This is a genomic window from Streptomyces sp. NPDC005955, assembly GCF_042871255.1.
Lineage (GTDB): Bacteria > Actinomycetota > Actinomycetes > Streptomycetales > Streptomycetaceae > Streptomyces.
The window spans coordinates 25,830-39,617 of sequence record NZ_JBIAIF010000006.1 but is presented as its reverse complement, the minus strand read 5'-3'; the positions used below and the strand labels follow the sequence as shown (position 1 = coordinate 39,617).

General features: G+C 71.9%; 11 protein-coding genes. 3 read left to right on the top strand and 8 right to left on the bottom strand.

The window, feature by feature from the left end:
* Positions 1-81 precede the first annotated feature (81 nt).
* The 4 genes from ACFYOU_RS16525 to ACFYOU_RS16510 are packed head-to-tail and all read right to left on the bottom strand — an operon-like array spanning position 82 to position 3,607.
* Entirely contained in the window at positions 82-801 is a 720-nt protein-coding gene (locus tag ACFYOU_RS16525; protein WP_385485059.1) for an ABC transporter permease, read from the bottom strand.
* 10 nt (positions 802-811) lie between these two features.
* Entirely contained in the window at positions 812-1,723 is a 912-nt protein-coding gene (locus ACFYOU_RS16520; protein WP_391306373.1) for an ATP-binding cassette domain-containing protein, read from the bottom strand.
* Positions 1,720-2,619, bottom strand: coding sequence for an ABC transporter permease (locus tag ACFYOU_RS16515; RefSeq protein ID WP_389773194.1), 900 nt, complete (start codon positions 2,617-2,619; stop codon positions 1,720-1,722). The genes ACFYOU_RS16520 and ACFYOU_RS16515 overlap by 4 nt, the downstream gene beginning before the upstream one ends.
* Positions 2,609-3,607 (bottom strand): ATP-binding cassette domain-containing protein, encoded by a 999-nt coding sequence (locus tag ACFYOU_RS16510; protein ID WP_391306811.1) that lies wholly within the window; start codon positions 3,605-3,607, stop codon positions 2,609-2,611. Before ACFYOU_RS16510 ends, ACFYOU_RS16515 begins: the two co-directional genes overlap by 11 nt.
* A 329-nt stretch (positions 3,608-3,936) precedes the next feature.
* Between ACFYOU_RS16510 and ACFYOU_RS16505 the strand changes: the two genes are divergently transcribed.
* A complete protein-coding gene (locus ACFYOU_RS16505) occupies positions 3,937-5,748 on the top strand; it encodes an SDR family oxidoreductase (RefSeq protein WP_391306371.1) in 1,812 nt (603 codons plus the stop codon).
* A 565-nt stretch (positions 5,749-6,313) separates the two neighbouring features.
* Complete coding sequence (locus ACFYOU_RS16500) at positions 6,314-6,862, top strand: RNA 2'-phosphotransferase (RefSeq protein ID WP_391306369.1); 549 nt, start codon at positions 6,314-6,316, stop codon at positions 6,860-6,862.
* Positions 6,863-6,965: 103 nt separating this feature from the next.
* On the opposite strand, the gene ACFYOU_RS16495 is transcribed toward ACFYOU_RS16500, so the two are convergent.
* Together ACFYOU_RS16495 and ACFYOU_RS16490 are read right to left on the bottom strand one after the other, a co-directional pair.
* Complete coding sequence (locus ACFYOU_RS16495) at positions 6,966-8,294, bottom strand: serine hydrolase (RefSeq protein ID WP_391306368.1); 1,329 nt, start codon at positions 8,292-8,294, stop codon at positions 6,966-6,968.
* 404 nt (positions 8,295-8,698) lie between these two features.
* Positions 8,699-9,598 (bottom strand): LLM class flavin-dependent oxidoreductase, encoded by a 900-nt coding sequence (locus ACFYOU_RS16490; protein ID WP_391306366.1) that lies wholly within the window; start codon positions 9,596-9,598, stop codon positions 8,699-8,701.
* Between the two features lie 268 nt (positions 9,599-9,866).
* Between ACFYOU_RS16490 and ACFYOU_RS16485 the strand changes: the two genes are divergently transcribed.
* Positions 9,867-10,763: a Cof-type HAD-IIB family hydrolase gene (locus ACFYOU_RS16485; RefSeq protein WP_391306364.1), complete on the top strand. Its 897-nt coding sequence runs from the start codon at positions 9,867-9,869 to the stop codon at positions 10,761-10,763.
* A 29-nt stretch (positions 10,764-10,792) separates the two neighbouring features.
* Here the strand turns inward: ACFYOU_RS16485 and ACFYOU_RS16480 are convergent, their stop codons facing one another.
* On the bottom strand, positions 10,793-11,872 hold the full coding sequence (locus tag ACFYOU_RS16480; RefSeq protein ID WP_391306362.1) for a peptidoglycan DD-metalloendopeptidase family protein: 1,080 nt from the start codon (positions 11,870-11,872) through the stop codon (positions 10,793-10,795).
* A gap of 138 nt (positions 11,873-12,010) precedes the next feature.
* On the bottom strand, positions 12,011-13,687 hold the full coding sequence (locus ACFYOU_RS16475) for a GAF domain-containing sensor histidine kinase (RefSeq protein ID WP_389773210.1): 1,677 nt from the start codon (positions 13,685-13,687) through the stop codon (positions 12,011-12,013).
* Positions 13,688-13,788: the final 101 nt, after the last annotated feature.

Here is a 13,788-nt window from a genome sequence, read left to right as displayed (position 1 = left end):
GGCCGCCCCTCCCCCAGGGTTCCCGGAGGAGGGTGAAGGCACCGTCAAGACGCCCGGACGATCAGGTGGACCGGGCCGGGCTCACTCCTCCCCGGCCAGCTTCAGCGTGCGCAGCTTCTGCCCCGCGTACAGGGTCGCGAGGACGGTGACCCCGACCAGCAGCACGGTGGCGAAGGTGAGGCTCACGTCCGAGGTGACGAGGTCGTTGCCCGCGACCTCGTGCGCCACGGCCAGCGACCACTGCTGGACGCTGAGCGTGCGCGCCCCGGCGACGAGCGTGCCGAACACGGCCTCCCACACCAGTGCGTACACCAGACCGAAGACCACGGCGTGCCGGGTGATGGTGCCGAGCAGCAGGAACAGGGCGGCGTACGCGATGGAGCCGACGAGCGCGGCGACGGTGTAGGCGACGGCTATCTGCTGACCGTTGCCGTTGAGGATGTATCCCGCGATCAGCGTGGGCACGGCCGAGAACGCCATGGTGACCGCGACGGCGACGATCAGCTTGGTGAAGATGATCGTCGGCCGCTTGATCGGCTTGGCGAGGAGGTAGACGACGGAACCGTCGTCGATCTCGGGCGCGATGGCTCCCGTACCGGCGATGACGCCGATGATCGGAACCATCGTGGCGAGCGCGAAGCCGCCGAGCACGTCGGAGGCGACCTGGTCGTCCGCACCGGTGAAGCTACGGACGGCCACGGCGAGCGCGATGAGCAGCGCGGGCAGGGCGAAGAGGATGAGGGCGCGACGGCGGCCGAGCAGGGCCCGGTAGGTGAGTCGGGCGACAGTGGGGTCGTACATCGTGGGCCTCCTACGCCGCGACCAGGTAAGAGAACACGGACTCAAGGGATTCGTCGGACGGGGAGACCGTGAGCAGCCGGATGCCGTGGGCCCGGGCCACCATGGGCAGCAGTTCGGTGAAGCGTCCGAAGTCGACGGCCTGGATGCGCAGGACGCCCTCCTTGACGTCGACCTCGATGCCCGCGGTGGACGGGTCGGCTATCAGCGCGGCGGCGAGCGCCCGGTCGTCGCTGGAACGGACGGTGTAGAGGTGGGGCCGGTCGGTCATCAGACGGCGGATGCGGCGGAAGTCGCCGCTCGCCGCGTGCCGTCCCGCGACGATCACCTCGATGTGCGAGGCGAGTTGCTCGACCTCCTCCAGGATGTGCGAGGAGAACAGGACGGTGCGGCCCTCTTCCCCCATGCGGCGCAGCAGGTCCATGAGGTGCATGCGCTGGCGCGGGTCCATGCCGTTGAACGGCTCGTCGAGGAGCAGCACCGACGGCTGGTGGACCAGCGCGGACGCCATCTTCACCCGCTGGCGCATGCCCTTGCTGTAGGTGGAGATCTTGCGGTCCTGCGCGTACTCCATCGCCACGGTGGCGAGGGCCTCCTGGGCCTCCCGGTCGCCGAGGCCGTGGAGTTCGGCGTTGGCGACGACGAACTCGCGTCCCGTGAGGAAGTCGTACATCGCCTCGCGTTCGGGGACGATGCCGATGTGCTCGTAGATCTTCTCGTTGCGCCAGATGCCCTGGCCGTCGAGGGTGACGGTGCCGTTGGAGGGGGCGAGGAAGCCGCCCATCATGTTGATGAGGGTGGACTTCCCGGCACCGTTGGGACCGAGCAGCCCGGTGACGCCCGGGCCGATGCTCATGGTGATGTCGTTGACGGCGACCACGTTGCCGAACCAGCGGGAGGCGTGGTCGATCTCGATGGTGGTCACAGCCCGACCTTCCGGTAGCGACGGGCCATCAGGGCGTAGGAGCCCACGATGACGGCCAGGATGACGAGCAGGTAGACGATTCCCTCGGCGGCGGACGGCCCCTTGTTGCCGGGGAAGGCGGAGGTGGCACCGAGGAACGCGGTGCTCAGCCCGTCCATCAGGGTGGCCGGGGAGAAGAGGCCGATCCAGGTGACGGCCTCGGCGTTGTCCTGCTCGTACGCGATGGCCTGCACGGTGGAGACGGCGCCGTAGGAAATGGTCAGCACGGCGATCACGGCGGCGATACCGAAGCCCCGGCGCGGGGTGACTGCGGATATCACCAGGCCGATGCCGGCGAACAGCAGCGATAGGACGGCCACGGACACCATGCCCTGGAGGAACCCCTCGGTCTGGTCGGCGAAGTCGAGTTTGGCGAGCAGTGCGCCGATGTAGAGGATCAGCAGCGGCCCGCCGGTCAGGATGAACAGGGCGGACGCCATCGCGGCGAACTTGGCGAGGACGTAGTCGACGTGCTCGATGGGGCGCGAGAAGTACAGCGGCACCGTCTTGAAGCGCAGGTCGCGGGAGACGGCCTGCGGTGCCTGGGAGGCGAGGTAGAGGGCGATGACGGCCTGGAGGACGACCGCGTAGCGCGTGTACTCCAGGGGGAGGTCCTTCGCCTTGGTCGCCACGGCGACCGCCACCATGATCAGCGCCGGGGCGCACATCACGGCGAACAGCAGCATGGGCAGGACCTTGGACTTGGCGGACCTGCCGAGTCCGTAGGAGCCGCGCAGCGTCTGGGAGAAGAGCGAGCGGCGGGCGTAGGACCGGCCGAGCCGGGGCCCGTCGTAGTTGCGGTACCCGATGTTGTGGATCTGGGTCTGGGCACCGGCTGTGGACTGTTCAGTCGCCATGGCGGACCGTCTCCTTCCGCTCCTGGCCGGTGGGGGTGACCGGATCTGCGCTGTCGGTGCCGGGATCGTCCTGGAAGACCTCGGCGATGTGGTGTCGGCGCTGCTCCATGCGGATCAGGCCGATGCCGAGGTCGGCGACGACGTCACGGACGAGGTCGTAGGTGCCCTCGCCGTCTGCGGTGAGGAGCACGATGCGTCCGGCGCCCGGCAGTCCGCCGCCCGTGTCGGTGGTGACCCCGCGGGCGGACAACGCCTCGCGCAGTGCCCTGGTGCCGTCCGGATGCTCGTCGGTATCGGTGACCTCGATGGCGAGGGTCGCGGTGTGCTGGGTGAAGTCGGTGGTGGAACTGGACCGGAGCAGCTTGCCGCCGTCCACCACGACGACGTGGTCGCAGGTGCGTTCCAACTCGCCGAGGAGGTGGGAGGTGACGAGCACCGAGATGCCGAAGTCGGTGTGGACGCGGCGGATGAGACCGAGCATCTCGTCCCGGCCCACCGGGTCGAGGCCGTTCGTCGGCTCGTCGAGGAACACCAGCTGCGGGTCGTGCACCAGGGCCTGGGCCAGCTTGACCCGCTGCTTCATGCCCGTGGAGTACCCGCCGATGGGGCGGTAGCGCTCCTCGTACAGACCGACGTGGCGCAGGGTGTCCGCGGTGCGCTCGCGCGCGGCGGTGGGTGGCAGGCCGGACATCCGCGCCATGTGGACGACGAACTCGGTGGCCGAGACGTCGGGCGGCAGGCAGTCGTGTTCCGGCATGTAGCCCACGCGCTCGCGGATGGCGGGGCCCTCGGTGGCGACGTCGAGCCCGAGCACGGCGGCGCGTCCCTCGGTGGCGGGGGACAGGCCCAGCAGGATTTTGATGAGCGTGGACTTGCCGGCCCCGTTGGCACCGACCAGCCCGGTCACCCCGGGGCCGATGTCCATGGAGAGCCGGTCCAGAGCGGTCACCCGCGGGAACCGCTTGCTCAGGCTTTCGGTCGCGATCACAGTCACGATTCGAAGGTAGTGGCGCGGACCACAGCGGTCGTCAGACCACGGTGCCGACCTCATCTCAGACTCCAGTATTACGGCCCCGTAAGGGTCCCCCTCAAGTGCCAGACCTCCCCGCCGTCCGGGGGGCCACGCCGGAGTACGCGGCGAGCAGGTTATCCACAGGCGGACGGAAGGGCCCTTGACGTGATCGTCGGGCGGGGGTCACATTCGGAAGCGTCACGTTCCGAACACGAAGCCCGCCTTTGGGTGACGGACGGTGACGCGACGGCGGTGGTCCCGTCCGTACGACGGCGGACCGAGGGCGAAGGGCGAGGGGACGAACGATGGGTCTGCGGGGAGCGCGCGAGCGCCGGGTGACGACCGGGGGCGTGGAGTTGTGCGTGGCGGAGCTGGGCGATCCCGCCCGGCCCACGGTCGTGTTGGTGCACGGGTACCCCGACTCCAAGGAGGTGTGGTCCGAGGTGGCCGCACGGCTCGCGGACCGCCACGGCTGCCACGTGGTCCTCTACGACGTGCGGGGGCACGGCGGTTCGACGGCGCCACGGCCGCTGCGCGGCGGATTCACGCTGGAGAAGCTGACCGACGACTTCCTCGCCGTCGTGGACGCCGTCAGCCCGGGACGCCCGGTGCACCTGGTGGGGCACGACTGGGGCTCGGTGCAGTCCTGGGAGTTCGTCACGGCGGCCCGCGCGGAGGGACGGATCGCGTCCTTCACCTCGGTGTCCGGCCCGTCCCTCGACCACCTCGGCCACTGGCTGAAGCGCCGGGCCGCCCGCCCCACCCCCCGGCGGCTCGCCCAGCTGCTCAGGCAGGCCGCCAAGTCCTGGTACGTGACCGCGCTGCGCGTCCCGGGACTCCCGGAACGGGTGTGGCACGGCCCCGTCGGCAGAAGGTGGCCGGCGTTCCTCGCCCGCGCCGAGAAGGTGCCGCCCGGCGACCACCCGACCCGTTCCACCCCCTCGGACGGAGCCCGCGGCGCCTGGCTCTACCGGGACAACGTCCGCTCCCGCACCCGGTCCCCGCGGGCCGACGCCCACGCGCACGCACCCGTGCAACTCGTCGTTCCCCTGCGGGACGCGTACCTGTCGCCCAGCCTCTACGACGACCTGGACCAGTGGGTGCCCGACCTGACCCGCCGCACGGTCGACACCGGCCACTGGGCGCCGCGGACCCGCCCCGACCTGCTGGCGACCTGGATCGCGGACTTCGTGACCGTGCACGAGAAGGGTCCTGCCACCAGCGCGGGCGCCCTCGCCGAGAAGCCCCGGCCCGCGCCACGCACGGGCGCGAACCGCCACCACGACCGGTTCGCCGGGCACCTGGTCCTCGTCACGGGGGCGGGCAGCGGCATCGGACGGGCCACCGCCCTGGCGTTCGCCGGGGCGGGCGCACGGGTCATCGCCGTCGACCGCGACGCCGAAGCGGCGGTGCGCACCGCACGGACGGCCCGCGAGGTCGGTGCGCGGGACGCCTGGAGCGAAACCGTCGACGTCGCCGACCGATCGGCCATGGAGGCGCTCGCCATGAAGGTGGCCGCCGAGCACGGTGTGCCGGACGTCGTGGTCAACAACGCGGGGGTCGGCCTGTCAGGTCGCTTCCTCGACACCACCCCCGAGGAGTGGCGACGCGTCCTCGACGTGAACCTGTGGGGCGTCATCCACGGCTGTCGACTCTTCGGGGCACAGATGGCCGACCGCGGGCAGGGCGGCCACATCGTCAACATCGCCTCGGCCGCGGCGTACCTGCCGTCCCGGTCCCTGCCCGCGTACAGCACGACCAAGGCCGCGGTGCTGATGCTCAGCGAATGCCTGCGGGCGGAGCTGGCGGGCGCGGGCATCGGGGTCTCGGCCGTCTGCCCGGGCGTCATCCGCACCAACATCACCGGCACGACCCGGTTCGCCGGTGCGGGACCTGAGGAGCAGCGGCAACGCCAGGCGCAGGCCACCCGGATGTACCGGCTGCGCAACTACCCACCGGAGAAGGTCGCCGAGGCGGTGCTGCGCGCGGTGGTCCACAACCGTGCCGTGGTCCCGGTGACACCCGAGGCCCGAGCGGCCCGCCTACTGTCCCGCCTCGCCCCGGGCGCCCTACGCACCGTCGCCCGCATCGGCTCCAGACCCTCGCCCCACCGATAACAACACACCCTGCTTGCAACCTGCTTGCGCCACGCCCCTCCCAAGGTCCCTCATGCACCACCTACTTGCCTCGCCCACCCTTCAGGACGCCACGGACCAGGCACAGTTCACACCTGCGCAGCAGCCACCCACCACCTCGTCCGAGATCTCACCGAATCGTGTCTCCATGGCCAACTCCACGCGCCGATCCCTCAGCGCAGAACCCTGAACCCCCGTACCTCACCTGGCCGTTGCCACCTGGACCCCGCCGCGCGCACGACACGCCGCACGACCATCACGCGTCCACGCAGGAGTCCCATCCCACCTCCCCACAAGGCGACATGGATTGCACACGCAATCCGAACACCCCACCCCGCCACCTGAACCCCACACCCACAAGCGACATTTAAAGCACCTACCCTCAAAAACACCAAAACCGCAGAGAGTTACCCAAATAGCTATGAATCCCAGGTAAGTTATCCACAGAATCGCCAAATCACCTGTGGATAACCACACTTGACTGTGGATCAAACCTCTGGACCTAAATTCATGTGCGGAAATCCGCGGCCCCGGGCAGCCTGTGGCGATGGATGACAGACGCACCGTGAAGGTGTCGAAGTACCTCTCGAAGCATCTGCGGCACCGTCCCGAACGCCTCGGGCTGACCCTCGATCCCGGTGGCTGGGTCGAGGTCGACACCCTTCTCGCCGCCACCGCGGCACACGGCTTCCCGATCGACCGCGCCGAACTCGACCACGTCGTCGCCGTCAACGACAAGCGCCGGTTCTCCGTGGAGGACGACCGCATCCGGGCGAACCAGGGCCACACCGTGACGGTGGACCTCGGGCTCGCCCCCGAGACCCCGCCCGCGTACCTCTACCACGGCACGGTCGCCGCGCACCTGTCGGCGATCCGCGTCGAAGGGCTCCGCCCGATGGCCCGGCACGACGTACACCTCTCCCCCGACCGGGAGACCGCGACCCGGGTCGGCGCCCGACGCGGACGCCCCGTAGTGCTCACCGTCCGAGCGGGCGACCTCCACCGCACCGGCCACGAGTTCCGCGTCAGCGCCAACGGGGTGTGGCTGACGCGCTCCGTTCCCCCGGCGTACGTGAACTTCCCCGGACCCCGGTGACCACCGACGTCCGCCACCCGGTGGGCCCCACCACCCGCACCGCTGCGGCACCACGGGCGGCCCGGTGCGTACCGGACCGCCCGACCCCCATCCCGGGGAGTGATCAGCGCCGGGCGATCCCGGGTGCCACGTCCTCGTACACGGGACCCGCATCGGCACCGACCTCAGCGCCGGCACGCTCGGACGCCGCACCCGCTGCGCCGGCGGCCCCTGCGCCCGTCCCCGCCGGACAGAACGTCGCCTCCAGCGTGCCCGCCATCGTCGTCAGCACGCTCCCGTTGTTGGACGTGTTGGCGAGCGCGCTGACGCTCCGCTTCCCGTCCCGGGACGTGAACGCGTAGGTGTAGTAGCCCTGCACGGTGCCGGTGTGCCCGTAGACGGAGACCCCGCACGACAGGTCACGGCGGCGCAGCCCGAGCCCGTAGAACTGGGTGCCCGCCGCGTTGGTGGGCGCCCACTGCTGCATCTCGGCCAGTTCGTCGGCCGGGACCAGCCGTCCGTCCAACAGCGCCGAGAAGAAGCGGTTGAGGTCACCCGCGTTGGAGATCACCGCGCCCGCGGCCTGCGCCCAGGAGGCGGTCTGGCGGGTGGAGTCCACCAGCGGGGCGCCGGCCTGGTCCTGCGTCAGGTACCCGCGCGCGTGCCGCCCGGGGATCGCCGTCTCGGGGTGCACGTACGTGGTGTTCTTCAGCCCGAGCGGCGCGATGATCCGGGTCCGGTACGCCTTCCCGATCGAGTCCCCGGTGACCTTCTCCGCCAGCATCCCGGCGACGACGAAGTTGGTGTTCGAGTACGAGTACGCGGCGCCCGGCACGGCGGACGGGGGCCGGGTGAGCGACAGGTCGATGAGTTCCTGGTTCGTGTAGACGCGGTTGCGCACCGCCTCGAACCCGGGGACGGTCTGCTGGAACATGTCGTTGGTGTAGTCCCACAGCCCGGTGCGGTGGCTGAGGACGTGGCGCACGGTGATGCCGTCGTTCGGCAGCAGACCGGGCAGGTAGTGGTTGACGGAGGTGTCGAGGTCCACCTTCCCCTCGGCGACCAACTGCATGACGACCACGGTCGTGAAGGTCTTCGACACGCTGCCGACGCGGAAGCGGTCGGCGGTGCTCAGATTGCGCGGGGCCTCCCGGTCCGCGAGCCCTTCGGTGACGCGGTACGTGGTGCCGTCGTCGTCGATCCGCGCCATCGCCCCCGGCGCACCCTGGGACAACGCCTTCTGGAGCACCGCGCGCAGCGCCGCGGTGTCCGGGGCGACGGCGGCCGTCGCGCCGGCGGCCCGCCCGTCGGGGTGCTGTGCGGCCGGGCTGCTCGCGACGGCGTCCTGCCCGCCCGCGCCGCCCTGCGTCGCGTGCGCGGGCACCCCCGCGCCCAGCGTCAACAGTGCCGATCCCAGCGCCACGGCGCCCGCAGTCCTGCGTCGATGCGTCATGTTTCCCCGCTTCCTGTCCCGTTCCTGCTCCTGGTGTACCTGCGGGGAGCCGGTGCGCAGCGTGATCATCGGCGCCCCGGTCCCCGGGGGCCATGCTGCTGTACGGGTCGCGGCGCGAGGCCGGAACTCAATCCGGTGCGTGGCGTGATGTACACCGCTGAAGGAACGTCACCTCATCGCGAGGACCCCGCCGGTCGGCCGTAGCCGCATGGCCCGTACCCGCCCGGAGCCACTCGCGGTACGCCCCCACGAGCGGCGTGAATGCTGCGGAAGACGGCCGGAACACGCCCCTGACGACACGCCGCCGCACCTCCTACGGCGGGGTGGCCATCCCGCCGTTCGGAGGGTCCGACTCCCGGGTTCGACTTCGGGGCCGACCGCGGACGTGCTCCGATCGGGCCCGGTCAGCGGGAGCGGAGCTGGTCCGGGGCCTCGACGGCGATGCGCTCGAACACGGCAGGGTCAGCCGCGAACTCGGTGTCCGGAATCGGCCAGTGGATCACGATCTCGGTGATCCCGAGGTCCAGGTGACGTCCCGCGAAGTCGACGAACGCGTCCACCGAGTCCAACGGGGCCGACCGGTCGGGGGTGAACCCGGTGAGCAGCACCTTGTCCATCTCGCGGCTGTCCCGGCCGAGGTCCGCGCACGCCTTGCCCAGCCGTTCGATCTGCTCCGCGATGGCGGCACGGGAGTCGGCGGGCGTGCCCGTCTCGAAGATCTTCGGGTCTCCCGTGGTCACCCACGCCTGACCGTGCCGGGCCGCGAGCTCCATGCCCCGCGGGCCGGTGGCGGCCACGGCGAACGGCAGCCGGGGCCGCTGGACGCACCCGGGGATGTTGCGGGCCTCCTGCGCCGAGTAGTGCGTGCCCTCATGACTGACGGAAGGGTTGGTGAGCAGCCGGTCGAGGAGCGGCACGAACTCGGCGAACCGGTCGGCCCGCTCCCTGGGCGTCCACGGCTCCTGGCCCAGCACGACGGCGTCGAAGCCGTTGCCGCCGGCCCCGACGCCCAACGTGATGCGTCCCCCGGAGATGTCGTCCAGGGACATGAGGTCCTTGGCCAGGGGGACCGGGTGCCGGAAGTTCGGCGAGGTGACGAGGGTGCCCAGGCGCAGCCGGGTGGTCACGGTGGCGGCGGCGGTCAGCGTCGGGACGGTGCCGAACCACGGCCCGTCCCGGAAGGTCCGCCACGACAGGTGGTCGTAGGTGTACGCGGTGTGGAAGCCGAGCTCCTCGGCCCGCCGCCAGGTCTGCTGCCCCTCGCTCCACCGGTGGACGGGAAGGATCACCGTACTCAGTCGCATGGCCTCGACCCTACGTCCCACGAGGTCCGCCGAGGCACGAAGCCCACCGAGGCCCACCGAGGCCCGCCAAGGCCCACCGACGTCCGGCGCGGCCGTCCGACAGCGCACCGACAGCAGCAGCGCACCCCGGCGCCCGACACCGCCCGCGTCCCGACCCCACGGGCCCACCAGCCCCACGGATCGCCGTGACCCCCGCACCCCCGTACACACGGGCCCCGGCGTCGATAATCACTCACATGTGCGGACCCTCACACACACGTGCTGGCATATGCGCGAGAATGACGGGGTGACGTCAGCATCCCCGCGGCCGTGGACGACCGCCACCTCCGCCCTCCCGCCCCGGCTGATCGCGACGGACCTGGACGGGACCCTGCTGCGGGACGACAAGTCCGTCTCCCCCCGCACGGTCGCCGCCCTCGCCGCCGCCGAGGAGGCGGGCATCGAGGTCTTCTTCGTGACCGGACGCCCGGCCCGCTGGATGGACGTCGTGAGCGCCCATCTGCACGGCCACGGCATCGCCATCTGCGGCAACGGCGCCGCCGTCGTGGACCTGCACGGGGGAGCGGTCAACCCCCGTTTCCTCAAGGTCCGCGAGCTGGCCGCCGACACCGCCCTCCAGGTGGTGCGCACCCTGCGACAGGCGGCCCCCGACACGGCCTTCGCCATCGAGCGCACCGGCGGCCTGCACCACGAGCCGGCCTACCCACCGCTCTCGTTCGACCTCGGGGAGAGTGTCGCCCCGGCCGAGAAGCTGCTCGCTGCGGGGTCGGCCGTCGCCGCCGGGCCGGTGCTCAAGCTGCTCGCCCACCACCCCGACCTCGCGCCCGACGCGTTCCTCGGCCTCGCCCGCACCGTCGTGGGGGAGCGGGCCAACGTCACCCGGTCGAGCCCCACCGCCCTGCTGGAGATCAGCGGCCCCGGCGTCTCCAAGGCCAGCACCCTGGAACTGTGCTGTGCCGAGCGCGGCATCTCCCCCGCCGAGGTCATCGCCTTCGGCGACATGCCGAACGACGTCGAGATGCTCAACTGGGCGGGCACCTCGTACGCCATGGGCAACGCCCACCCCGACGTCCTGGCCGCCGCCTCGGGACGGACCACCGGCAACAACGAGGACGGCGTCGCCCTCGTCATCGAACGCCTCCTCACCGCGCGCCGAACGGACTGATCACGGCCGCCGCCCGGCACCCGGGCGGCTCACAGCTCGACGCCGCGCCGGGCGAGCCAGGGCACCGGATCGACTCCGGAACCGAGCTGCGGGGTCAGCCGCACCTCGAAGTGCAGATGCGGACCCGTCGAGTTCCCCGTCGTCCCCGACAGGCCGATCCACTGGCCCGCCCGCACCTGCTCGCCCTGCTCGACCGCCGCCGAGGACAGGTGCGCGTACTGCGTGTAGTAGCCGCCCGGGTGCGCCACCACGACGGCGATGCCGAACGCGCCCCCGCAGGACACGGCCGCCACCCGCCCCTCGCCGACCGCCCGCACCGGCGTCCCCTCGGGCACCGCGAAGTCCTGTCCGGTGTGCCGGCTGGCCCAGCGCTTCCCCGTCCCGCCGAACCCCGCCGAGAGCTCGTACCCCGCGAGCGGGGCGACCCAGGTACGGGTCGTCGGGGGCCCGTCCGGGGACAGCCGGACCGCTCCCGGGCACCGTCCCGCGGCCACTGACCGCTCGGCCTCGCTCCGCAGCCGCCACTGCGCCTCTTCGAGCTTGCGCTCGATGCCCCGCCTCAGCTCGGCGAGCCGTTCGTTGCGGCTCGCCAGCGCCCGCCACGCCCGGGACGCCGCCGCCTCGTCCCGGACGAGCCGTCGCTCCGCCGCGCGGCTCTCGCCGATCTGCTGGCGCACCGCCAGTTCCGCCTGGCGCACCGCCCGCTGCCCCTGCAACACCTCCTCCGGGCGGTCGGTGAGCAGCATCCGTGCGGTGTAGGGCACCTCGCCGCCCGTCCGGTACTGCGCCCTGGCGATGCGGCCCAGGTCCCCGTGCAACTCCTCGATGGCCCGCCGCTCCCGGGCGAGCCGCTGCTCAAGCTCCTCCGCCCGCTGCCGCTGCGCCGCTGCCTCCCGTTGGCCGGCCTCGTGGGAGCGGGCCGCCTCGGCCGCCTCCTCGTAGAGCCGCGCGACCTCGGCGCCGGCCCCCCGCCCGGACGCACCGAGCCCGTCGGGGAGACCGGGCGGGTACGGGTCGTCGTACGCACTGACGTGGGGGACGGCGAGGCCGAGCAGCACGCACATCACGGCCGGGACGAAGAAGGGGCGGCGTCGGGAGGAGAAGGGCATGTGACGGATCGTTACGCGACTCGACGGCGCCGGCGCGCACTGATCGTACGCACGGGGGACGAGGTGGTCCGTACGGATCAGCCGGATACCGCCGAACAGGGCGACCGCACCGAACGGGGCCGCCCCGGGCCCTCCCCGTCAGTGCGGCGCCTGCCAGACCACGCCGGTGCCCCCGCCGTCCTCACCGATGCCGGGCCCGTACCAACTGTCGCCGCCCAGGGACTCGGCGCGGCGCTTGAGGTTCCGCAGACCGCTGCGCCGACCGCCCTCGGGGATGCCGACCCCGTCGTCCGCCACCGTGAGCCGGACCCCGGCCACTCCGTCGGGGAGGGTCACCGTGGAGTCGACGACCACGTCGATCCGGGCGGCCTCCGCGTGCCGGAACGCGTTCGACAGGGCCTCCCGCAGCGCCGCGATCAGGTTCTTGCCGGTCAGCTCGCCCACCATGGTGTCCACCGGTCCGACGAACCGGTGCGAGGGCTTGAAACCGAGGGGGACCGCCGCCGTGTTGATCTCCCGCAGGACCCGGGTGCGCAGTCCGGAGGGCGCTTCGGCCGGCCCCTGCTGAAGGGCGAAGATCGCCGTGCGGATCTCCTGGATCGTCACGTCGAGTTCGTCGACGGCCTTGCCCACCCCCTGCTGGACCGCCGGGTTGCCGGACTTACGCTGAGCGCTCTCCAGCATCATCCCGGTCGCGAACAGCCGTTGGATCACCAGGTCGTGGAGGTCCCGGGCGATCCGGTCGCGGTCCTCGAAGACCGCGAGGCGTTCCCGGTCGCGCTGGGCCTCAGCCATCTTCAGCGCCAGGGCGGCCTGCGCCGCGAACTGGCCGGCGAGGGTGCGTTCCGCCTCGGTGAAGGTACGGGCGCCCCGTTCCCGCAGGGTGACCAGCGAGCCCAGCACCCGTCCTTCGCTCTGGAGGGGCAGCAGCATCGACGGTCCGTAGCCGCGGACGAGCGCGCTGAGCACCCGGGGGTCGGTGGCCGCGTCCTCCAGGAAGACGGCCTCGCCGGCGAGCAGCAGCGCGGCGATCTGGCTCTCCGGCGGGATGACCACACCGAGGGCACCGTGCCGGCCCTCCGGCGCCACGGCGACGATCTCCAGCCCGCCCTCCTCGGCGGGCAGCAGGACGATCCCCGCGGCCGAGTCGGACAGCTGGCGGGCCTGCTCGGCGACGACCTGGAGCGCGTCATCGGCGTCGCCGCCCGACAGCAGGGCGGTGGTGACCGCGACGGAGCCGTCGATCCAGCGCTCCCGCTGGCGGGCGGCCCCGTAGAGCCGGGCGTTGCCGATGGCGATGCCCGCCTCCGTCGCGAGCACCCGGACGATGCTGAGGTCGTCGTCGTCGAACTCGGCGCCGTCCCGCTTCTCCGTCAGGTAGAGGTTGCCGAAGATCTCGCCCTGCACCCGGATGGGCACGCCGAGGAAGCTGCGCATCGGCGGGTGGTGCGGCGGGAACCCGCAGGAGCGCGGGTCGGCGGCGAGGTCCGCCAGCAGCACCGGCTCGGGGTGGTGGATCAGGGCGCCCAGCAGCCCGCGGTGGCCGTCCGGCAGCCGCCCGATGCGGTCCGCGCTCGCCTCGTCGATGCCGTGGAAGACGAAGTCGGAGAGCCCGTCGCCGTCCTCGGCGACCACGCCGATCGCCGCGTACCGCGCCTGCGCCAGCTCGGCGGCCGTCTCGCAGATCCGGTCGAGCGTCGAGTGCAGTTCCAGCCCGGTACCGACCGACCGCATCGCGTCCAGCAACTGCGGCACCCGGGCCGCCAGCTCGCCGGACATCCGCAACGATCCGCCACCGTCCTGCTTCCCAGCCATGCCCAAAGCCTAATAACCCCCTGTACCCCCCGAAACCCGACCCCGTCCGTGGCGCCCGGGTGGGCGTACGGTCACCGCAACGATCCCACCCGGACCGTGGC

Bases quoted from the DNA above. Each gene is read 5' to 3' on its own strand.
- ACFYOU_RS16525 (WP_385485059.1), bottom strand. From the start codon at position 801: ATGTACGACCCCACTGTCGCCCGACTCACCTACCGGGCCCTGCTCGGC.
- ACFYOU_RS16515 (WP_389773194.1), bottom strand. From the start codon at position 2,619: ATGGCGACTGAACAGTCCACAGCCGGTGCCCAGACCCAGATCCACAAC.
- ACFYOU_RS16505 (WP_391306371.1), top strand. From the start codon at position 3,937: ATGGGTCTGCGGGGAGCGCGCGAGCGCCGGGTGACGACCGGGGGCGTG.
- ACFYOU_RS16500 (WP_391306369.1), top strand. From the start codon at position 6,314: ATGGATGACAGACGCACCGTGAAGGTGTCGAAGTACCTCTCGAAGCAT.
- ACFYOU_RS16495 (WP_391306368.1), bottom strand. From the start codon at position 8,294: ATGACGCATCGACGCAGGACTGCGGGCGCCGTGGCGCTGGGATCGGCA.
- ACFYOU_RS16490 (WP_391306366.1), bottom strand. From the start codon at position 9,598: ATGCGACTGAGTACGGTGATCCTTCCCGTCCACCGGTGGAGCGAGGGG.
- ACFYOU_RS16485 (WP_391306364.1), top strand. From the start codon at position 9,867: ATGCGCGAGAATGACGGGGTGACGTCAGCATCCCCGCGGCCGTGGACG.
- ACFYOU_RS16480 (WP_391306362.1), bottom strand. From the start codon at position 11,872: ATGCCCTTCTCCTCCCGACGCCGCCCCTTCTTCGTCCCGGCCGTGATG.
- ACFYOU_RS16475 (WP_389773210.1), bottom strand. From the start codon at position 13,687: ATGGCTGGGAAGCAGGACGGTGGCGGATCGTTGCGGATGTCCGGCGAG.